Origin of the sequence: Colwellia sp. MB02u-9 (assembly GCF_014077085.1) — a bacterium.
In the GTDB taxonomy this organism is placed as follows: domain Bacteria; phylum Pseudomonadota; class Gammaproteobacteria; order Enterobacterales; family Alteromonadaceae; genus Cognaticolwellia.
This window is the reverse complement of record NZ_JACGVF010000099.1, coordinates 45,207-66,640: the sequence shown is the minus strand read 5'-3', so window position 1 is coordinate 66,640 and position 21,434 is coordinate 45,207. Positions and strand designations below refer to the sequence as shown.

Below are 21,434 nucleotides of genomic sequence, written 5' to 3'. Positions count from 1 at the left end.
TTATTTTCTAGCTAAAAGAATTTCTAAACGTGCGCCAACACGTTCGGCAAGATCAGCTAAGTCGCCAACCCAATCAATGATTTGATATAAAAACATCACATCTATGCAATTTAAATCTTTTTCAATATTTAGTAAATCTTTACGTAATTTAATTTGCATACCATCTGTTTCATCTTCAATTTCATCAAGTTGACTGATCATTTTAGTGACCAAATCAACTTCGCGACCACGAAATCCAGTTTCTAATAAGTCATCCAGTTCATTTATTGCATCTGCGGCTTTTTCAGCTGCGTCGATACTACGCGCTACATAAGCAATAAACTGCGCTTGTAATTCGGTAGGAATGGTTAATTTTCGGCCAAAGATACGTCCGGCAATATCCTTTGCGCGATTGGCAATTTTGTCTTGTTGAGATAATAACTCTAGTAAATCAGCACGATCGACGGGCATAAATAAACCGCCTGGAAGTTCTAAGCGAATTTGACGTTTTAAATCGTCAGCATCACATTCCAATTTAGAAATTTTCTTACGAATTTTTCCTGCACTGCTCCAATCTTCTTCGGTCACTGCCGCGAAAAAAGGCACAAGCTGACTACAACACTTATGTACTATTCGAATATGTTTTTCTAAGGGTTTAATTGGCGACTTTGCAAATATGCCAATTATCGAGTTTCTGGCCATAATTAATTTCCAGGAGCTTAAGCTCTTTGTTTTTTATTCGACGCGGATATTAAAGCATTTGAAAGTGAATTCAAAGGTTTTATCACAAGACAGTGGCTGTTTATAGCATGATTGTTGATTATCTGTGCCATTAAAAGTATAGACATTATTAGCCATACAATAGCCAATAATGTCTATAACTAAATACATTAATTTAAGTTAATGATTTAAGATAAAGACTCGAAGTCTTCAGGTGTGGTATGACGCACCGATTTACCTTTGACAAAATAAATAATGTATTCACAAATATTTTGACAACGGTCACCAATACGCTCTAACGCTCGGGCTGACCAAATAACACTCATCACTTGTGGAATTGAACGTGGGTCTTCCATCATATAAGTCATAAGTTGGCGCATTAAGGCTTCATATTCACGATCAATTTTATCATCGTTTTTATGTACTTTAATCGCTGCTTCAACATCCATGCGAGTAAACGCATCCAAAGTGGCTTGTAAAAAGGTTAATACATGACGACCCAAATTATCCAAATTCGATAATAGGTCTTTATGCTTACCTGATAAGCTTTCTAAGGTGACATTAGCAATTTTACCTGCTTCATCGCCAATACGCTCTAAATCAGTAATGGTTTTTACAATCGCCATCACTAGACGTAAGTCACCTGCTGCTGGCTGACGCTTGGCAATGATACGCGTACACTCATCATCAATAGTCACTTCGGCGTTATTAATCAAATAGTCGTTGTTGAGCACTTTTTTCGCTAGCGCTTCATCCGCATCACAAACCGATGTTAGTGCATCAGCTAGCTGTTTTTCAACCAAGCCACCCATGTGCATAACATGATTCATAATACGTTCTAAGTCTTCGTTAAACTGGCCAGAAATATGACGACCAATATTTAAATTATCCACGGTATAACCCTCTGTTTATCGTCAATTTTATTTAACCGTAACGGCCAGTAATATAATCTTCTGTTTTCTTCTTTGCTGGCGTCGTAAACAAGGTATTGGTGTCACTATACTCAATAAGATCACCCATATACATAAAGGCAGTTTGATCTGACACACGCGCCGCTTGTTGCATATTATGGGTAACAATTACCACAGTAAACTGTTTCTTTAAATCATTGATCAATTCTTCAATGGTTAAAGTTGAAATAGGATCCAAAGCTGATGTTGGTTCATCTAATAATAACACTTCAGGTTCAATAGCAATAGCGCGCGCAATCACTAGACGTTGTTGCTGACCACCCGAAAGCCCCAAAGCACTCTCATGTAACCTGTCTTTAACCTCATTCCACAACGCCGCACTACGCAAGGCTTTTTCTACCGCTTCGTCTAGCACACGGCGATTGTTGACCCCGGTGATACGCAAACCATAAACAACATTTTCATAGATAGATTTAGGGAAAGGGTTTGGCCGTTGAAATACCATACCTACTTTACGACGCAAAGCCGCCACATCGGTATGGCGATCGTAAATATTCTCACCATTAAGGTTTATTTCACCTGTTATTTTACAAATATCGACTAAATCATTCATCCGGTTGATGCAACGCAACAAGGTTGACTTGCCACAACCACTGGGTCCGATAAAAGCAGTGACTTGCCCCTTAGGAATCGACATTGAAATATTTTGCAATGCTTGCTTGTTACCATAATATAAGTCTAGGTTCTTAATTTCTAAAGCGACTTGCTCTGGCGACAGGTTATTAAGATCTAGCTTAACCCTGTGTTCTGATAATTTTTTTGGGGTAACAGAAATCATAGTATTCTCTTTAAATCTTGTTCAATAGATAGGAATTACTTCCCGTGCATCTTTTAATTTTTTAAATTGCTTGGTTTTATCGTCTGAGCTTATTGATCTAACATACGATATTTTTCCCGCAAGCGATTACGAATCGAGACCGCGGTTATATTCAAAGCAACAATAATACTCACCAATAATAATGCCGTGGCATAAACCAAAGGTCTGGCCGCTTCAACATTGGGGCTTTGAAAGCCAACATCATAAATGTGAAAACCTAAGTGCATAAATTTACGGTCTAAATGTAAAAACGGGAAGTTACCATCCAGGGGTAAGTTTGGCGCCATTTTCACCACACCAACTAACATCAATGGCGCAACTTCACCTGCCGCACGTGCTATGGCTAAAATAATGCCGGTCATAATCGCCGGACTCGCAATAGGTAAAATAATACGCCATAAGGTTTCAGCTTTAGTGGCGCCTAAAGCTAAGCTACCGTGTCGCATAGCAGAAGGAATACGCGATAAGCCTTCCTCAGTTGAAACAATAACTACAGGTAAGGTTAAAATAGCCAAGGTAAGCGCTGACCACATCACGCCTGGCGTACCAAAGGTCGGGCTAGGCAGTGTTTCAGCATAAAACAAATCGTCTAAGCTACCCCCCACCATATAGACAAAGAAACCTAAACCAAATACCCCATAAACAATAGAGGGTACACCTGCAAGGTTAATGACGGCAATGCGTAGTAGTTTTGTGAGCGCATTGTTACCGGCGTATTCATGCAAATAAATGGCGGCAACAACACCTAATGGCGAAACAATCACTGTCATTAACAGCACCATTAATACCGTACCGAATATTGCCGGAAATACACCACCTTCGGTGTTCGCCTCTCGCGGATCTTCGCTAACAAATGCCCCAATTTGACTAAAAAACATTTTCAGCTTTTCAAACACGTTGAGTTTATTATTAAAGGTAACCTGTAATACATCTTCAAAATTAATGGTAACTTTTTGTCCATCCATAGCGCGCACAACAATTTGGTCACGGGAGATTTTCTCACGTAAAGCCATCAACTGCTCTTCTAGCACACTATAATCAGCCTTTAAGCCTGCCACTTTATCTTTAAACTCTTGCTGCAATTGCGGAGTAAGCGTGTCATCAAGTATATGCTTGCGCTCTTCTAAGCGCGTGCGTTCTATTTGATAGTTAATGGCGCCAATATCAGACTTTTGTAAGTCTTCCATTTCAGCTTGAAAGTCACTAACTCGCTCAACGAGCTGTAACATTTCATTTTGCTCTACCACCTGACCATCTAGAATAACTTCCTCGATAAAGCCATAGAAATTACCATTAGTGCGACGCTCAATAACCACTAACTCTTCAGGTAAAGAGGTGTTATTAATTTGCGGTACTAAAATCCAGCGAAAGTCTAAACTGACTAATTCACGGTTACCGGTTTTAATTAATAGTCGCTCAATAGTTTCAGCTGACTCGTCAATATTGAGATTTAGATGTACCAACTGTGATGCAGGTATACTTTCTCTTTCGTAAATTTCACCAATAACCGTTAAATTTTTACCTTGCTCATCAGTCATTTCAAACTGATAAATATCTGCTGGCCAAAAATAACTTAAACCGCGCCAGGCGATTAACCCCAGTAAACCTAAAACCGATATCAGGCTGATGCTAACACCACCTGCTGACAACCACACCCAAGGAGAGCCAGACTTAAACCAATTATTCATGCTATGTCGCCTTCCTTACAATGAGCTATATTTTTCACGCAAACGCTGACGTACAAATTCAGCTAGCGTATTGACTACAAACGTAAATACAAATAAAACAAATGCGGCCAAGAACAGAATACGATAATGAGAACTACCCACTTCCGATTCTGGCATTTCAACCGCAATATTTGCTGCAAGTGTTCTCATGCCTTGGAAAATACTCCAATCAAGAATCGGGGTATTACCGGTTGCCATTAACACAATCATGGTTTCTCCCACCGCACGGCCAAGTCCCATCATAACGGCAGAAAATATGCCTGGGCTGGCGGTCAGTAACACCACTTTAATTAAGGTTTGCCATTGAGTGGCGCCTAATGCCAAAGAACCACTGGTTAAATGCCTAGGGACACTAAAAATAGCATCTTCAGCCATAGAGAATATCGTAGGAATAACCGCAAATCCCATGGCAATACCCACAACTAAAGCATTTCGTTGGTCAAAACTAATGCCTAAATCATTAGTAATATATTGGCGAACATCACCACCAAACAAGTGTAATTCAAGCACAGGAGATAAGGCGAATGCCGCATAAGACGCCAGTAAAATAGCCGGTATTAAAATAATAGGTGCCCATGTTTCAGGAATAAGTGTTTTGTATTTTCGAGGTAATTTGTGCCATGAGAAAGCGGTAATAAACACTGAGGATGGAATAAAAACCAGCAATAAGCAGATAGCCGGTAAGTAAATTTCAATAATAGGGGCTAACCAAAGTCCAGCCAAGAAACCTAGAATAACGGTTGGCAAGGCTTCCATCATCTCAATGGTCGGTTTAACTTTTCTGCGCATACCAGGCGTCATAAAGTAAGCCGTATAAATGGCGGCAGTTAAGGCAATAGGTACGGCAAACATCATAGCGTATGATGCGGCTTTAATGGTACCAAACGAAATGGGCACCAAAGAAAATTTTGCTTCAAAATCATCAGAGCCAGAAGTAGATTGCCAAATAAACTCAGGTTCAGGATAACTTTCATACCAAACTTCTTGCCAAAGTGCTTGCCAAGTAACTTCTGGGTGCTCATTTTTGACAGAGAAAATAGCCAATTCGTTGTTCGAAAATACCACTAAACCATCGGCACGAGGGGCAATAGAAAGCGCTTGAGCATTACCTTGGTGTAAATTACCACGCCATAAATCTGCTTCGCTGGTGGTATAAAACATGCCCATTTCACCTGACGGTGTTTCGGTATAAAAGCTTTTACGATATTGCTCGGTATATATGGCGGTTATCGGTTCATTGTCACTCACTTTGAAACGACGGATTTCTTTAAATTCACGCCCTTCATCTGTGGCAACTTCGAACCATTGACTGACTGAACCATTGTCATCGCCTAATAAAATTGAGCTACCACCTGACAATAACGCCATACTGGTAATATGATTAGGTGTTGATTTATTTTGTGCCAGTTGCGGAATAATGGTCGCTTTTAGCTCGGGTTCATAATCTAATGAAAACACAGCGACTTGATCATTTTGGCGAACAAACGCCATAGACAAACCTGACGATACCAAAATATCATTAACCTGCTTTGCCTCATAATCAATTTCTTGATATTGCACGTCATACGCCGTGTCGTAATTAAAGTCATCTTCAGCTAACAAGGTAGTTTTAATCAGGCGATTATCTTGGGTAAAAGCAACGAAAATTGCTTTTTCATCATCCATAGCAAATGACAGCTTGGTAATTGCTGCATTATTTTCATCAATAGGTAAATATTCTTTACCTAACGGATAACGAATACTAGGAATAATGACCCTTTTACCACTGGTGAAATTAGCCGTAAAACTGGGGACAATAAGCTGAACATTGCCAGCACTGTCAATTAATAGCTTTTGCTTTTGCCCCACATTAATCAGCTGCGCTAGGCTTTCGCCATCAGCAACCAATGGTTGAGAAAGTATTTTGTCACCGGCTTTATGCCCGTCACCATCAACTAATTGATAAAAGTTAATCTTGCCTTGTTCAGTAATGCTATAGGCGACTTCTTTTAATTCATCAACGCCTGTTGCTAGCACTTTATATTCTTCGTTGATAACAAATTTTGCGGTTACATCAACTTTTGCAGATTCAAAGATAGGTTTAATTACGTAGAGTAAATACATGAATATTAATACTAGCGTAAATAAAACACTGATACCGCCTAAGGTAATTATCCATTTTGCTAATGAATTTTTCACTTTGCGATAGTTTGCTGATTTAGAAGCAATGGCCACTTAAAAACACCTTCAACTATGATAATTTTTTAACTGCGGCTATTGTAAGACAGCAACATGACAGTTTTGTGACAAGGTGTTTTTTTATCTCACACCGCCATTAAAAATAACAGCGACAACTTGCTAGTTTTTAGTTATGTTATGACTTATTAAATGTTATTAAATGTTATCAATGAAATAACCAAACCTATTAAAATAACCGCGCATTGGGCAGAAGGAAAAATAACAACATGAATATTAATAAAATAATGCAACGTAATTTAATAACGTTAGAGTTAGATGACAGCTTAGAGAGTGCTAAAAACTTGTTTGATCAACATAATATTCATCATATTTTGATCAAAGATAAAACCACCTTAACAGGCATTATTACCGACCGTGATTTATGGAAAAACTTAAGCCCCACTATAGGTACGCGTAAACAAACCCCGCAAGATAGTTTTATATTGAATAAAAAAGTGCATTTAATCATGGCTCGTGAACTGATCACCGCAACAGAAGATGTCAGCTTATCTGAAGCAGTATTGCTATTTCATGATCATAAAATATCTTGCCTGCCTATTGTTGATGAAAATAAATGTGCTATTGGTGTTATTACTTGGCGCGATATCATCAAGGTCATTGCGGTGCAATATCGTCGCAAAAATCAAGACAACGGTAAGTAATAATACCCAAATTTATTAATCGCTCTAGTGTAATAAACAGTAAAACCGCGATAGAAACTTAACAGCTAGCAGATAACATCGAACAGCCCGCTTTGTGTTTAGCTTATGCAGGAGGTTTTTCAGCAAAGCTCTCAAATGCTGGCTGCTCATCATAACGCTTAGATAACACTCCTTCTCATTAGTGCAGAAAATCATTGCTGCAGAAAATATCACTTTTCTGCTCTGCCAACTCAATGGTTTGCTGCGCTAAATACTTACCTAATAACTCTTTAGCATTAGTTGCATTCAATCGTGTGTAGCAAATAGTTTTTAGCAAATCATGCTTAATAAATTACCTTTAATAAGACGTTATTAATAAAATGAGTTAGCCGTTTTAATTTAGTCGCTTAAATACAGACTAAAAAAATACATAAAAAACCATCACAGTGTATAAACGAGTGAAATTTAATTTATATTTCAATCTATATTTCAATACTATACAGCTGAAGATGTTTAATCTAACGCCCTAAAGCAGATATTAAATGCCTATTTTGAGTGCTTACTTGTAAATATCTTTTCATAAAAATGTTACTGATTGTTATAAAAACTGCTAGGTTAAGTCTCAGAGAGATATACTGGTATTAAGCCAAATAACAGGGATGAGATGGGATGTACGTATGGCCTATAAAAAAAATATAGCTGCTTTATTGCAACAAGTGCATGAAATGACTAGTGTGCTCGATAATATTGGCTCCTATGTTTATTGCAAAAATTTAGCCGGTAAATACACCTATGTTAATGCCGATGTTGCCGCGTTATTTCAAACCTCTGTTCAAGATATTATAGGTAAAGATGATAGCTACTTTTTTGATTTAAATGTGCTTGATGAATTGCTTAAAAACGATCGTAAGGTTATTTTTGGTAAAGTTTCGTTAGCTTTTGAAGAAAGTAATCTGATTAAATCTACCGGCAAAGTGCACACCTATAAAACCATTAAAAATCCTATATTCAATGAGATGGGCGAAATTATTGGTCTTTCAGGGATATCGACAGATATTACCATGCAAAAATTACTAGAAGAGGATAATCAGGATCAAAAGCATTTATTCGACGTTATTTTAAATAATATTGATGCCTACATTTACATGAAAGACGCTAAACGCCGCTACCGATATGTTAATAGGCGCGTAGCCGAACTGATTGGTCTGCCTGCAGAAGAAATTATTGGTAAACTTGATACCGATGTTGTTTCGCCGAGCTATGCCGATCACTTTTGGCAAACTGACAAACTCGCATTTGAGGGCAACGAAAAAGTAGTGATCAACGAAACATTAGAGTCACCTGACAAGAAAACGCAACATTACCTCAGCACAAAAGTACCTTTCCAATTAAGAGGTGATATGAGAACTATGATAGCCTTTTCCACCAATGTCACTGAACTATATCAACTGAAAGAAAAATTTGAACAACTGGCTAATACCGATGTATTGACCAGTATCTACAACCGTCGTTATTTTTTTGATAATGCTAATCGAGAGTTCAACCGGGCGAAAAGACACCAACAAGCACTGGCTGTTATCTCGTTAGATGTTGACCACTTTAAGACTGTTAACGATCAATATGGCCACCCTGTTGGCGATCAAGTGTTAATCAAAATTGCGCAACTCATTACTCCCACTATCAGAGCCGAAGATATTTTTGCCCGAATAGGCGGAGAAGAGTTTTCAATATTACTACCCAACATTAGCCTGTCTCAAAGCTTGCAAGCCGCAGAAAGATTACGCGACTTATTGGATAAAAAGCCAATACTTATTAACAAAAACATTATGTTATCAATAAAAATTAGTTTGGGGGTTTCGGTGTTAAAAGCTAGCGACAATTGCTTTCAAGATCTCTATGCCCGCTCTGACAGTGCTTTATATCAAGCTAAGTCTCAGGGGAGGAATCACGTATATTTAATCGACTAATCATCAAAGCCTTAAGCGCATTAAAACCCAAGCGATTAATTTGCGATGCCAAACACAGATAGCTTTTAGCTTAACGACATCAAGCCCATAAAACCTCATTGCCAACAAGGTCACTATTAACCTAGAATAGCGACATTACTCACACTGTCTAAAAAAGGTTTTTCATGGCACAACCATTACCCGATAAATTCATCATGTCGATGAACCGCGTTTCCAAGGTAGTTCCACCTAAACGCACAATTTTAAAAGACATCTCACTTTCTTTCTTTCCTGGTGCAAAAATTGGTGTGCTAGGTCTCAATGGCTCAGGTAAATCTACCTTACTGCGTATTATGGCCGGTCTTGATACCGAATTTGAAGGTGAATCAAAAGCACTTCCAGGTACTAACATAGGTTATTTGCCACAAGAGCCAATATTAGACGAAGAAAAAACCGTCCGTGAAATTGTTGAAGAAGCCGTTTCTGAAGTAAAAAATGCCATAGCACGATTAGACCAAGTCTATTCAGACTACGCAGAGCCCGATGCCGACTTTGACGCTTTAGCAAAGGAACAAGGGCAATTAGAAGATATTATCAATAGCCAAGACGGCCACAATATCGACAACGTCTTAGAGCGCGCCGCTGATGCTTTACGTTTACCTGAGTGGGAACAAAAAATTGGTGTACTTAGTGGTGGTGAACGTCGTCGTGTTGCACTTTGTCGTTTGTTATTACAAAAACCTGATATGTTGCTACTTGATGAGCCCACCAACCATTTAGATGCTGAATCTGTTGCCTGGTTAGAGCGATTCTTACATGACTATCCTGGTACCGTCGTTGCTATTACGCATGATAGATATTTCTTAGATAATGTCGCTGGTTGGATCCTTGAGCTTGATAGAGGATATGGTATTCCTTATGAAGGCAACTATTCTTCATGGTTAGAGCAGAAAAACACCCGTTTAGAACAAGAAAGTAAAACTGAAAGTGCCTTGCAAAGAACCATTAAACAAGAACTTGAATGGGTACGCTCAAATCCAAAAGCGCGTCAGTCAAAAAGCAAAGCCCGTATGGCTCGCTTTGAAGAGCTTAATAGCCAAGATCATCAAAAGCGTAATGAAACAAACGAGCTGTACATCCCACCAGGACCTCGTTTAGGTGATAAAGTATTAGATGTTAAGAACTTAACCAAATCTTTTGGGGATAGAGTACTGATTGATAACTTAAGCTTTAGCGTACCTAAAGGGGCTATTGTCGGTATTATCGGACCAAACGGTGCTGGTAAATCAACCTTATTTAAAATAATGTCAGGTGCTGAACAGCCAGACTCTGGTCATGTAGAACTCGGTGATACCGTTAAGCTTGCTAGTGTTGATCAGTTTCGCGATGACATGGACAACAGTAAAACCGTATACCAAGAAATATCTCAAGGCCATGAAATCTTACAAATTGGTAGTTTTGAAATTCCAAGTCGTGCTTACGTTAGCCGCTTTAACTTTAAAGGTAATGATCAACAAAAGATCATTGGTGACTTATCTGGTGGTGAGCGTAACCGTGTTCATTTAGCCAAATTAGTGCAAACAGGTGGTAACGTATTACTGCTCGATGAACCCACCAACGATCTAGACGTTGAAACCTTGCGTGCACTAGAAGAAGCGCTGTTAGAATTTCCAGGCTGTGCCATGGTTATTTCCCATGACCGTTGGTTCCTTGACCGCATCGCCACCCATATTTTAGATTACCGTGATGAAGGCAACATCAACTTCTATGAAGGAAATTATACAGAATACGAAGAATGGTTGAAGAAAACTTATGGTCCAGCAGCAGCTGAACCACATAGAATAAAATATAAAAAAATAGGTTAACTAACTAGTTAACAACAAGTAAAAGGCACCTTAATAAATTAATTAAGGTGCCTTTTTATTAGAATAGGGCTATGCTGAGTAAATCACTTTTTGATAATTAAACTCATTTTGATAATGAAAATCAATGCAAAATAGACGCCAATTTACACGTATTCTTTTTTCTATACCGGCAGAGTTAGCAATAGAGCAGCAAGTATTTAATGTCAATATTCATGATATATCATTAAAAGGCGTTTTAATTTTTGCTGATACTAAAGGCCTATTCCTTGAAAAAAAATTGGGTTTACTATCACTTAAATTAGATGACTTTGGCGCTAAAATCATCATGGAAGTCACCGTTGCTCATCAAGAAAGCAATAAAATTGGACTGCAATGCAATGGTATTGATATTGACAGTGTGAGTTTATTACGGCGCTTAATTGAACTGAACCTTGCAGACGATAAGCAATTTCATAAAGAACTGTCACAGCTAACTCGACCTTAATTAATACGCGCAACTTCAACTAAATTTTCAAAGGATTTATTATGAATCATCTTATTATATCTTTCATCACCGCAGATCGCCCTGGCATAGTCAAAGTATTATCTGACCTTATCAGTCAGCATAAAGCCAATTGGCAAGAGTCTAGTTTACATCAGATATCAGGCGTTTTTGCTGGCGTGATCGACATTGCCGTTGCCCCTGAAAGCTCAGCAGCATTATCGAGTGAACTCGCGGCCTTAACCGGCTTTAAAATGCAAATAGAACATGTGCAACCTAATGACTCAGTACCTGAAACCTTGCTTGTTTTAGAACTAACGGCAAACGATAGAGCGGGCATAATTCAAGAAATATCTTCTACTATTCATCATCATGGTGGTAATTTACTTAAACTGGTGAGTACACAAGAAAGCGCACCACATGCCGGCCATAAATTATTCAAAGCAAAAGTTACTATTTCGACTAATACAAAAGCTATCGACTCTATGATTGATGCGCTTGAAAACCTCGCCGATGACTTGATGGTAGATATTTCTCGCTAAAAAACTAACTATTGCCCAAGACGCTAGCAATGCCTTAACTTGTTTTTCATACTGTTTTATATGTTTTTATATTATTTTATAAAAATATTATTACTCTTTCATATCGACTTAAAGCTTCTATTAATACCCTGGTGCTATGTTCTTATATAAAGGTAAGTTCGTAGCATATTACATAGCGCAATGACCAAGATGGCAAAGAATGGCAATGTGATGGCAGTATTGCCAACATGGAGGTTGGTGCTTAGTTTTTGTCTGGGAAAAAATGATCGTTCGTCCTGAACATGCCCCCTGCTGTGCATCCATGCACCCGCGATATATCCTGCATCCTGAACATAGCGGCTCTTTCACATCCATGTGATCGCAGCATACCCTTCGTCCTGAATATCGCTGCTCTTTCACATCCATGTGATCGCAGCATACTGTTCGTCCTGAACATAAAAAGTCCGCAATCATTGCTGATTGCGGACTTTTTTATTTGCTAAGCTTCTATGCGCTAAGTTTCTATGCGCTAAACTGGTATAGGCTAGTTTTTTATAAGCCTAATTTTTTAAATTCTTTTGCAGCAACTGAAGCAGGTAATGGAATATAACCATCTTTTTCTACAATGTCTTGGCCTGATTTTGACAAGACCATTTTCAAAAATTCAGCTTCCATAGGTGCTAAAGGTTTGATCGGGTGCTTATTAACGTAAACATATAAAAAGCGTGATAATGGATACTCTTTAGAAATTGCATTTTCCATATTAGCTTCAATAAAGTTTTCACCTTTTCTAGACAATGGCAATGCGCGAACGCCTGAGGTTTTATAGCCAATGCCTGAATAACCAATACCGTTTAATGAGGCAGAAACCGATTGTACAACCGATGCTGAGCCCGGCTGTTCGTTAACACTATTTTTAAAGTCTCCTTTACATAGTGCTTCTTTTTTAAAGTAACCGTAAGTACCTGACACTGAGTTACGACCGTACAATTGTATATCTTTAGCGCTCCAATCACCTGTTAGCCCTAAGTCTCCCCAGCGTTCAACATCTTTGAAAGCACCACATTTACGGTTATTTGAAAAAATAGCATCAACTTGATCTATGCGAAGACCCTTTATCGGATTGTCTTTGTGAACAAACACAGCTAAAGCATCAATAGCGACTCGAACAGCCGTTGGCTTGTAACCATAACGCTTTTGAAACGCTTCAATTTCACTTGACTTCATCTTACGGCTCATTGGGCCAAGGTTAGATGTTGCTTCCGTTAATGCCGGTGGCGCTGTAGATGAACCTGCCGCTTGTATTTGCACATTAACATTAGGATATATGCGTTTAAACTCTTCCGCCCAAAATGTCATCATATTAGCTAAGGTATCTGATCCAACAGACGAAACATTGCCTGAAACACCACTGACTTTTTTATAGATTGGTAACTCATTCTCAACTGCAAATGCAGAAAAACTGATAAGACTTGATAAACCAATAACGCCTAATGTACTTTTTAAACTCATGTTACTCTCCGATGAGAACTATAATTAATTTAACAACACTATAGAAAGTGAATATGACAATAATAAGTAAAGTTTGTGACACTTGTATGACAAACTAAAAAAGCGGTCAGTTGAAAAGCAATAGCGGTCAGCTTTCAGTTAAAAGCAAAACAATAACCCAAGGTGACATCATCACCGACAAGCCCTTTGTAGGATGGACTTTAGTCCATCAGATTTTAAAAATAGCTTTCAGTTAAAAGCAAAACAATCACCCAGGCTAGATTATCACCGGCAAATCTTTTGTAGGGTGGACTTTAGTCCACCAGGTTTTAAAATAACTTTCAGTTAAAAGCAAAACAATCACCCAGGCTAGATTATCACCGGCAAGCCCTTTGTAGGTTGGACTTTAGTCCATCAGTTTTTAAAAATCGCTGTAAGTTTTAAGTTTATTTGCAGAAGACTGAGCTTTTGATTACCAGGTTAAACATTTTATTTTACTGTCAAAATATATAGCGTTTTAGCCTTGCTAAGTGATAGATTTGCTAGCCAAAACTATACAAACAATGAAGGTAAAATTAATTACAAATGACTTTTATTATTCTTAGATGAGTTATTTGCATCTTAAGATAAAAAAATAACCCAACAATGATATTTAGTCATACAGGCAGACATATTAACAAACCTATTTACTAGCTATTTCAGGACTGAAATAGATAATAAATTCGCTGCCTTGATGCCACTCACTTTCAATTGAAAGCTCACCGTGGTGGTGATTCAACACATGTTTAACTATCGCCAAACCGAGGCCAGAGCCACCCGTATTACGTGATCTAGACTTATCAACACGGAAAAAGCGTTCAGTTAAACGATTAACATGCTCAGGTTTAATACCGGGGCCATTATCTTTCACACTAAAGCGTATTTTATTACCGTCATTACCAAGTCTTATATCAATAATGCCATTAGGCGGAGTATAGGCAATAGCATTTGAAATTAAATTCAAGCAGGCGCTTTTTAATTCGTGTTCATTGCCATTAATACTTATATTTGGCGCAATATCATTGTTAATATTATGGTTTTTATCTTGATTTAGCCACTGCACCTCTTCAATTATCGTTAAGATTAAGCGCGACAAATTAACTTCTTGATGATTATCTGCGTCAACATTATGCTCGATTCGTGATAACACTAAAAGTTGTTCAACTAGCCTATCCATTCGTGACACTTGTGATTCTATCGTGGTAAAGGCTTTTTTCCAATGTGGGTCCAGCGCAGTTTCACTGGCTTGCACCATTTCAACATAACCACGTACCACTGTTAGAGGCGTTTTTAGCTCATGGGATACATTAGCAACAAAATCACGGCGCATTTCCTCTAACCTTTGTATTTTACTGATATCACGCGCTAATAATAAAATTTGATCACTACCGTAAGCCATCATCCGCAGCTCAAGCTGTAACTCATTATTTATCGGTGAAATAATTAAACAAGGGCTATTATAATCGCCATCATCTAAGTATTTAGAAAACTCTGGAAATCGAATCAAGTTGTCAATACGTAAACCAATATCCTCGGGCCAACGCACCCCTAAAAACTTTGACGCTTTTTTATTACCCCATAAAATGATCAGTTCATTTGATAGCACTAACGCTGCATCAGGCAAGGCTTCAGCGCCATCACGAAACTTTCGAATACGTTCATTAAGTTGCTTCTGTTTTAAGCGCTGCTTGCGAATACGGCGATAAAGACCATCATATATTCTGCCCCAAATGCCATTAGCTTGTGGTGGTGCTATTGATTTTCCTTGCCACAGCCACTGAATCAATTTAAACAAGTGATTATAATGCCAAGCAAGCAGGCATAGTGAGACAATACTGACAGCAAGAAATGTTTGGCCAAACAAATAGCCAACAAAACCACTGACAATAATTACGCCAAAAATACGGGTAAAAAGCGTTCTAGCTGAAATGCGAAAAAACATAAATTAGTTATTAACCTGAGGGTTGAATTTTGCCCGAAAAGCGATAACCTGAACCTCGTACCGTCTGAATAAAATCTTCATGGCCGTCACCAGAAATAGCTTTACGTAAACGTCGAATATGGACATCAACCGTTCTATCTTCAACATAAACGTTTGTGCCCCATACATTGTCTAGTAATTGTTCTCGGCTATAAACCCGTTCAGTATGGGTTAGGAAAAAATGTAACAAACGAAACTCTGTTGGGCCAAGGTCTAAATTTTTATTATTTATTGACACTCGATGCGCGACTGGGTCTAAGGTAATGCCGTGAAAATCAATGGTCTCTTCTAACGCTGTCGGCGCAACGCGGCGAATAACCGCTTTAATGCGAGCAATTAATTCTTTCGGTGAGAAAGGTTTAGTTACGTAGTCATCAATGCCGGCTTCAAAGCCTTTAACTTTATCATCTTCGTCTGCTCTAGCGGTTAGCATAATAATTGGAATGGTACGGGTATACTCATTTTGTTTTAATGATTTTGCTAACTTTACCCCTGTGCCACCTGGTAACATCCAATCCAGTAAAATTAAGTCAGGATAAGGTTCTTTAATTTGAGCTTGTGCTTGCTCTATCGTTTCAGCCTCGATGGCATTAAAACCATTTTGCTCCAAAACAAAGATGATCATTTCTCTTATTGCGGCTTCGTCTTCAACAACCAAAATCTGTCTACTCATGTATCCTTCCTAATCGCCTAATCGTATAGCAAACATTGTGATAAATTATTGTGACAGTTTCATGACAACGATAGAATTATTATCCTTGGGTTGATTTATTAAGCCCTAAACAACATTAATCTGTTTGTTATTGTTGTTATGATCATCGATACCAAACCATTAGGCAAGAAAAAAGCCGCACAAAGCGGCTTTTAATCATTAATGTATCAACAACTACAATGGTTAAAACTTATATTCGATACCCGCGGCTAAGTAATCTTGGTCTTCGCCACTGTCCATATCAAAAGTGGTGTAAAAAGTGTATAGCTTAGTGCTTTTAGCTAGTGAATAATCTGCACCGAGAGTAATACCAGATTTATCATCACCGTCTTTAAAGTCAGCCGCTTGATATTGGCCTTTAAAGGTTATTTTATCCATTTTATATTTAGCCGATACCATGAAACCATCCATTTCACCGCTACCATCTATTTTTTCTTGGCTTTGCACTATGGCGCCTAACACAACACCAGAGACTTTACCCTGCACAGTCGCACGAGTAATATCGTAACCATTAACGTCAGAATCGACAGCAACAGAAGCAAAAATAGCTGACTTTTTCAATTTTGCATCACCGTAAAATATGGCAACAGAAACACCATCTTCTGCGTCAACCGCATCTTCAGCGATATAAGTAACACCTAATTGAAAATCACTAAATTTAGGTGATTTATAAGAAAGTGTATCCGCCATGCGGTTTTCACCTTTCCATAAACTTTTAATATCACCATTTAAATCACTAAACAAATCAACTTTGCCTTGTGATTGCTTAAGCATAGTGTCATTTTTACCCAATAAAACCTCACCAAAACCACCGGCTAAGCCAACATACTGGTTACGATCAGTAATGCTATCGCCTTTTGCACTATCACCATCTAAGTCAACCTGAAACTCTGCTTTATAGATAACAGATAAGCCTTCACCCAGATCATGTGTACCTTTAAGTCCAATACGTGACGCATTACTTTTTACTTCTGTAAATGACCCTTCACCTTCATCAGAAGATTGCAGTGAAAGATTTGCTTTGCCGTAAACTTCAACATCAGCTGCAAATGCCGACAATGATAAAGAAGACAATAAAACGACAGCGATTTTGTTGTAAGTATGTTTCATGTTGATACCTTTAAGAATTAGTATGGCTAAAAATAATTGAGCTTAGTTTGCCTAGTCTTTATGACATTATTGTGACATCAAGAAATAATTTTTCACCATTATGCCAAAAAATACAATTTGTATTAAATGTTAATCACCACTACCTCAAGCTTTTATAGTGCTTTTGCGGTAAATTAATGGTGTTCCCTTTATGTGGAATGAATTATGCTGAAAATAAATTAAAAATAAATAAAGCATAGTGTTTATTTACAACTCAAATTATTACTTAAAGTCGCTAAATTTATAATAACCTTAAGCTACTTTAAAACAGCAAAATAAAGCAACACTAACAAAAGAAATATTTAATGAAATCAACTAGCCTGTCACGAAAGTTACTTACACGAGTATTGTCATTATATTTTGTTCTGACATTTATTGTTACTTGTGTGCAAATTGGTGCCGAATACATCAATACCAAAAATCACATTGCCAATGAATTACTCACCCTAGAGAAAACCTTTAGTGGCAGTTTAACCCGAGCGGTATGGGAACTAAATACCCAACAAGCGATATCTATTGCAGAAGGTTTAGTTGCTATTCCCATGATTAAAGGCATCACGGTGACTGATGAAAACAATCTCATTATCGCCCAATTAGGCTTAACAGCTGATGCAGAAACGCTTTATATTGAGTTAGTTGGCGATGACGTTAACAACCCTGAGTATTTTAATGTTAGCTCCCAAAGCGAAGGACTATTTGGTCATGGTTTTCCGTTAATTTTTGAATTTTCAGGTCGCACCACTAAAGTTGGCTCAGTGACCTTATTATCCAGCAATGAGGTCATTTTTAACCGAATACAGGTCGGTATTTATTTTCTTATTGGTAATGCCATGGTGAAAACCGCCGCACTGGTATTGTTATTTTCCTTAGCTTTTTCAAGCCTTTTGACCAACCCACTTAACGCACTAACCGAACAAATTAATCAATTTGATATCGATGACCCTGAAGCCTCTAAATTACACGTAACTAACTATGAAAATAACGAATTAAACATTCTGCAAAACGCCTATAATAATTTAATTGATGAGCTGGTGGCGTATAAAGACGAACTCGCGCTGGCCCAAAGCAACATTATATCCGCTAACAACAAACTTGATGAACAAAACCTGATACTTGAACAAGAGGTAGCACGTAAAACATCATCATTAAGTACCTCGATGTTAAAAATGGAAATGCAGCAACGTGAATTGTTAACTCAGCAAAAAAATCTACAAACTGAAAATGCTCGCAGAAGCACCACAGAAAAAACTTTGCTCGAAACAAATCACGAATTGAAAAATTCTATTATTCAATTAAACAAAGCGCAAGAGCGCTTACTTGACGCAGAAAAAATGGCGGTACTGGGTAGTATGTCAGCCGAAGTGACCCATGAAATTAATACCCCAATAGGCGTCAGTATAACCTCCACATCTTATCTGGCAGATTTACTCACTGCGCTTAAAGCTGACATAAAAGACAATAAACTCTCAAAACGCGTGCTTAATGACTTTACCAAGAATTCAGAGCAAGGTCTTAATTTAGTGTTAAACAACCTCGAACGTGCCTCTGAATTGGTCACGAGTTATAAACAAGTGGCGGTTGACCAAATAAGCGAAAAAATTCGTCAAGTCAATCTGGGCAAATATATTGATGAAATCATCCGTTCATTGCACCCTAAATTTAAAAACACCCAACACACGATTAAAGTAGATTGCCCGCAAGATGCTGAAGTTTATTGCCATGCCGGCGCTATTTCTCAAATATTTACCAACCTCATCATCAACTCAATCATGCATGGCTTTAAAGATATGGAACGCGGTGTAATTACCATATTGGTAAAACTCAACGGTGAACATGTACATATAACATATAAGGACAATGGCCACGGCTTATCTGACGAACAATTAACACACCTCTTTGATCCATTTTATACTACCGCTGGAAATAGAGGCGGCACAGGCTTAGGCACTTATATCGTTAATAACCTAGTAAATGACACCTTAAATGGTAGCGTTAGTGCAAGTTCAGCTCTTGAACAAGGGCTAAGTTATGATATCAAGTTTGATAATATGCACTAACTGCTCCTTGCCTAATGAGATTAATCTAAGGCGTGCGTGATGCAAACAAGTACGGTAATATACCCGCTCAACATACCCGATCAACTTTAAGATAGATATTTTAGCTTGAAGTAGAACGGGTATAGTGCCTTCGTTTTTCAATTATTCGCCCACTTTTATCGGGCCTAGGATTATCTTAATGTGGTTTAAAAACCTATACTTTTTTGCCTTTACCCGCCCTTTTGATTGTTCTGAAGAAGATTTAGAGAAACAATTATCTGAGCATTTATTTACCCCCTGTGCTTCAACTGAACAATCGCATTTTGGTTGGGTTAATGCCTTAGGCAAGCATGGCGACTCAACTGTTCACGCGGTAAACGGTAATTATTTATTGTGTGCTCGTAAAGAAGAAAAAATTCTCCCCGCTCCTGTTGTTAAAGACATGATCGAACAAAAAGTAGCGCAATTAGAAGTAGAGCAATCACGCGGCGCCACTAAAAAAGAGAAAGAACAGTTTAAAGAAGATATTATTTTTGAATTACTACCACGAGCATTTTCTCGCTTTAGTGATACTCGTGCTTATATTAATGCTGTGCATAACATTATTGTTATCGATACCAGTAGTCGTGGTAAAGCCGAAGACTTTTTAGCACTTTTACGTAAATCACTTGGTACATTGCCCGTAACCACTCCGTCACCAGAAAAAGCCCCTGATGAAGTTATGACCGAATGGTTAGTCGAAAGTAACTTAGGCGCTAACTTTCAATTAGGCATGGAAGCTGAATTCAATGCCTTAGGCGATGACGGCGCAGTGGTTAGGGTTAAAAACCAAGATCTTACCAGTGAAGAAATCAAAGCACATTTAGATGCTGATAAATATGTTGTCAAAGTAGCGCTAGAGTGGGACGAGTCCTTGTCATTTATATTATGTGATGATTTAGCCGTTAAACGTCTTAAATTCTATGACGTTATTCAAGAGCAAAACGACGATATTGATAGCGATGATGTTGTCGCGAAACTCGATGCCGACTTTGCCTTAATGACCGGTGAGCTAAACCGTTTTATAGATCACTTGTTAGCTGAGTTTTCACTTAAAGCCAGTGATTATTTAGAAGCATAGTTTATCGCTAACATAGCGGGTTAAAAAGGCGCTACTTAGCGCCTTTTTTGTCATTTTACATTAACAACTTGATAAACAATTAAATAAAGACTTAGATGCAAATAATAAGTCCAATTAGCCTTAATTAAACATGGCGCGAACTTGTGTCAAAAGTTCACTAAACGCTTCCGAATCCATAAATTTGGCATCCGGTAAAATGTCTTTAGTCACCAAGCTTTCAAGTAAAATATCTCGTGTTGATTCACTAGTAAATATTTCATGATAAACCGCACCAGCTCGAATAAAATCAAGGTAGTGAACCTCTTTTAACAAAATAGATAAATCATTCCATGACATTACTAACTCGGTAAGCTCTTCAGAAAAACCCCAAGCTTTGGTTATCTCAGCACCAATTTCATTAGAAAGCCTTGCAATCGCTTGTTGTAAAAATACTGGCTTTGCAAACACCTCAGGATGATTTTCAGCTTCTGTTAATATGGGTAAAGTACCAATATTATGAATAAGGGCTGCCAGCGTTAGCGTATCTAAGGTGAATGGTGCACGTTTATGCTTTGTTAAATATAACGTCATTAAGGCGATAGCAACTGAAGCCACATCAACAGTTTCACCCCATGACTTTTGCATATATTTGGAAATTACGGGGTTATTAGAGACAAACATTTGCTCTATAGCAATCCCTGTAGCAATACTTTTAATTTTTCTTAGGCCAATACGAGTAACGGCTTGAGCAACCGACTCAACTTTGATTTCTCGCCCAAACACAACACTATTTGCCACTTTAAGCATACCTAAAGATAATGCAGCATCGTGGCTAATAATATCACTCATCTTGCCTAAACTAATATCTGCATCGTCTGCAGCTTGCCTCACGTTCAATGCGATTTTAGGCAAGAGAGGTAAAACTAATGCATCCTGTTTAATTTTCTCAACAAGTATCGTATAAAGTGCACTTTCTGCGCCCATAACCATTCCTTACTATTTGTAGATTCATAAATTTAACACAAAGTAATATTATTAAAGT

Annotated in this window: 17 protein-coding genes; 7 read left to right on the top strand and 10 right to left on the bottom strand. The window is 38.0% G+C overall.

Annotation, left to right across the window (positions count from 1 at the left end):
* From H4J65_RS15240 to H4J65_RS15220, 5 genes are all read right to left on the bottom strand, one after another.
* Positions 1–681, bottom strand: a complete 681-nt coding sequence (locus tag H4J65_RS15240; protein WP_182136521.1) for a TIGR00153 family protein — start codon at positions 679–681, stop codon at positions 1–3.
* A 206-nt stretch (positions 682–887) separates the two neighbouring features.
* On the bottom strand, positions 888–1,592 hold the full coding sequence (phoU, locus tag H4J65_RS15235) for a phosphate signaling complex protein PhoU (protein WP_182136522.1): 705 nt from the start codon (positions 1,590–1,592) through the stop codon (positions 888–890).
* A gap of 31 nt (positions 1,593–1,623) precedes the next feature.
* Positions 1,624–2,448, bottom strand: a complete 825-nt coding sequence (gene pstB, locus H4J65_RS15230) for a phosphate ABC transporter ATP-binding protein PstB (protein ID WP_182136523.1) — start codon at positions 2,446–2,448, stop codon at positions 1,624–1,626.
* Between the two features lie 89 nt (positions 2,449–2,537).
* Positions 2,538–4,175, bottom strand: a complete 1,638-nt coding sequence (pstA, locus tag H4J65_RS15225; RefSeq protein WP_182198725.1) for a phosphate ABC transporter permease PstA — start codon at positions 4,173–4,175, stop codon at positions 2,538–2,540.
* Between the two features lie 15 nt (positions 4,176–4,190).
* The gene (locus H4J65_RS15220) at positions 4,191–6,317 is read right to left on the bottom strand and encodes an ABC transporter permease subunit (RefSeq protein ID WP_182136570.1); all 2,127 of its coding nucleotides are present in this window, start codon (positions 6,315–6,317) and stop codon (positions 4,191–4,193) included.
* 341 nt (positions 6,318–6,658) lie between these two features.
* Between H4J65_RS15220 and H4J65_RS15215 the strand changes: the two genes are divergently transcribed.
* From H4J65_RS15215 to H4J65_RS15195, 5 genes are all read left to right on the top strand, one after another.
* The gene (locus H4J65_RS15215) at positions 6,659–7,093 is read left to right on the top strand and encodes a CBS domain-containing protein (RefSeq protein ID WP_182136525.1); all 435 of its coding nucleotides are present in this window, start codon (positions 6,659–6,661) and stop codon (positions 7,091–7,093) included.
* 656 nt (positions 7,094–7,749) lie between these two features.
* Positions 7,750–9,039, top strand: coding sequence for a diguanylate cyclase (locus H4J65_RS15210; protein ID WP_182136526.1), 1,290 nt, complete (start codon positions 7,750–7,752; stop codon positions 9,037–9,039).
* Positions 9,040–9,203: 164 nt separating this feature from the next.
* Positions 9,204–10,883, top strand: a complete 1,680-nt coding sequence (gene ettA / locus H4J65_RS15205) for an energy-dependent translational throttle protein EttA (RefSeq protein WP_182198724.1) — start codon at positions 9,204–9,206, stop codon at positions 10,881–10,883.
* A gap of 124 nt (positions 10,884–11,007) precedes the next feature.
* On the top strand, positions 11,008–11,367 hold the full coding sequence (locus H4J65_RS15200) for a PilZ domain-containing protein (RefSeq protein WP_182198723.1): 360 nt from the start codon (positions 11,008–11,010) through the stop codon (positions 11,365–11,367).
* A gap of 41 nt (positions 11,368–11,408) precedes the next feature.
* A complete protein-coding gene (locus H4J65_RS15195; RefSeq protein WP_182198722.1) occupies positions 11,409–11,906 on the top strand; it encodes a glycine cleavage system protein R in 498 nt (165 codons plus the stop codon).
* Positions 11,907–12,437: 531 nt separating this feature from the next.
* Here H4J65_RS15195 and H4J65_RS15190 read toward each other — a convergent pair.
* The 4 genes from H4J65_RS15190 to H4J65_RS15175 form a co-directional block, all read right to left on the bottom strand.
* Complete coding sequence (locus H4J65_RS15190; protein WP_182136530.1) at positions 12,438–13,397, bottom strand: PstS family phosphate ABC transporter substrate-binding protein; 960 nt, start codon at positions 13,395–13,397, stop codon at positions 12,438–12,440.
* 661 nt (positions 13,398–14,058) lie between these two features.
* Positions 14,059–15,357 carry a phosphate regulon sensor histidine kinase PhoR gene (phoR, locus tag H4J65_RS15185; protein WP_182198721.1) on the bottom strand — a complete coding sequence of 433 codons (1,299 nt, stop codon included), beginning with the start codon at positions 15,355–15,357 and terminating at the stop codon, positions 14,059–14,061.
* 10 nt (positions 15,358–15,367) lie between these two features.
* Positions 15,368–16,069 (bottom strand): phosphate regulon transcriptional regulator PhoB, encoded by a 702-nt coding sequence (gene phoB / locus H4J65_RS15180; RefSeq protein ID WP_182136532.1) that lies wholly within the window; start codon positions 16,067–16,069, stop codon positions 15,368–15,370.
* A 222-nt stretch (positions 16,070–16,291) separates the two neighbouring features.
* Positions 16,292–17,218, bottom strand: coding sequence for a porin (locus H4J65_RS15175; protein WP_182136533.1), 927 nt, complete (start codon positions 17,216–17,218; stop codon positions 16,292–16,294).
* 344 nt (positions 17,219–17,562) lie between these two features.
* Here H4J65_RS15175 and H4J65_RS15170 point away from each other — a divergent pair, with 344 nt between their 5' ends.
* Together H4J65_RS15170 and rdgC are read left to right on the top strand one after the other, a co-directional pair.
* Entirely contained in the window at positions 17,563–19,314 is a 1,752-nt protein-coding gene (locus tag H4J65_RS15170; protein ID WP_182198720.1) for a HAMP domain-containing sensor histidine kinase, read from the top strand.
* A gap of 178 nt (positions 19,315–19,492) precedes the next feature.
* On the top strand, positions 19,493–20,413 hold the full coding sequence (gene rdgC / locus H4J65_RS15165) for a recombination-associated protein RdgC (protein ID WP_182136535.1): 921 nt from the start codon (positions 19,493–19,495) through the stop codon (positions 20,411–20,413).
* A gap of 120 nt (positions 20,414–20,533) precedes the next feature.
* Here the strand turns inward: rdgC and H4J65_RS15160 are convergent, their stop codons facing one another.
* On the bottom strand, positions 20,534–21,376 hold the full coding sequence (locus H4J65_RS15160) for an HDOD domain-containing protein (RefSeq protein ID WP_182136536.1): 843 nt from the start codon (positions 21,374–21,376) through the stop codon (positions 20,534–20,536).
* Positions 21,377–21,434 lie beyond the last annotated feature (58 nt).

Excerpts from the sequence above, each read along its gene's own strand:
- H4J65_RS15240 (WP_182136521.1), bottom strand. The coding sequence starts at position 681 with ATGGCCAGAAACTCGATAATTGGCATATTTGCAAAGTCGCCAATTAAA.
- pstB (WP_182136523.1), bottom strand. The coding sequence starts at position 2,448 with ATGATTTCTGTTACCCCAAAAAAATTATCAGAACACAGGGTTAAGCTA.
- pstA (WP_182198725.1), bottom strand. The coding sequence starts at position 4,175 with ATGAATAATTGGTTTAAGTCTGGCTCTCCTTGGGTGTGGTTGTCAGCA.
- H4J65_RS15220 (WP_182136570.1), bottom strand. The coding sequence starts at position 6,317 with ATGTATTTACTCTACGTAATTAAACCTATCTTTGAATCTGCAAAAGTT.
- H4J65_RS15215 (WP_182136525.1), top strand. The coding sequence starts at position 6,659 with ATGAATATTAATAAAATAATGCAACGTAATTTAATAACGTTAGAGTTA.
- H4J65_RS15210 (WP_182136526.1), top strand. The coding sequence starts at position 7,750 with ATGGCCTATAAAAAAAATATAGCTGCTTTATTGCAACAAGTGCATGAA.
- ettA (WP_182198724.1), top strand. The coding sequence starts at position 9,204 with ATGGCACAACCATTACCCGATAAATTCATCATGTCGATGAACCGCGTT.
- H4J65_RS15200 (WP_182198723.1), top strand. The coding sequence starts at position 11,008 with ATGCAAAATAGACGCCAATTTACACGTATTCTTTTTTCTATACCGGCA.
- H4J65_RS15195 (WP_182198722.1), top strand. The coding sequence starts at position 11,409 with ATGAATCATCTTATTATATCTTTCATCACCGCAGATCGCCCTGGCATA.
- H4J65_RS15190 (WP_182136530.1), bottom strand. The coding sequence starts at position 13,397 with ATGAGTTTAAAAAGTACATTAGGCGTTATTGGTTTATCAAGTCTTATC.
- phoR (WP_182198721.1), bottom strand. The coding sequence starts at position 15,357 with ATGTTTTTTCGCATTTCAGCTAGAACGCTTTTTACCCGTATTTTTGGC.
- phoB (WP_182136532.1), bottom strand. The coding sequence starts at position 16,069 with ATGAGTAGACAGATTTTGGTTGTTGAAGACGAAGCCGCAATAAGAGAA.
- H4J65_RS15175 (WP_182136533.1), bottom strand. The coding sequence starts at position 17,218 with ATGAAACATACTTACAACAAAATCGCTGTCGTTTTATTGTCTTCTTTA.
- H4J65_RS15170 (WP_182198720.1), top strand. The coding sequence starts at position 17,563 with ATGAAATCAACTAGCCTGTCACGAAAGTTACTTACACGAGTATTGTCA.
- rdgC (WP_182136535.1), top strand. The coding sequence starts at position 19,493 with ATGTGGTTTAAAAACCTATACTTTTTTGCCTTTACCCGCCCTTTTGAT.
- H4J65_RS15160 (WP_182136536.1), bottom strand. The coding sequence starts at position 21,376 with ATGGGCGCAGAAAGTGCACTTTATACGATACTTGTTGAGAAAATTAAA.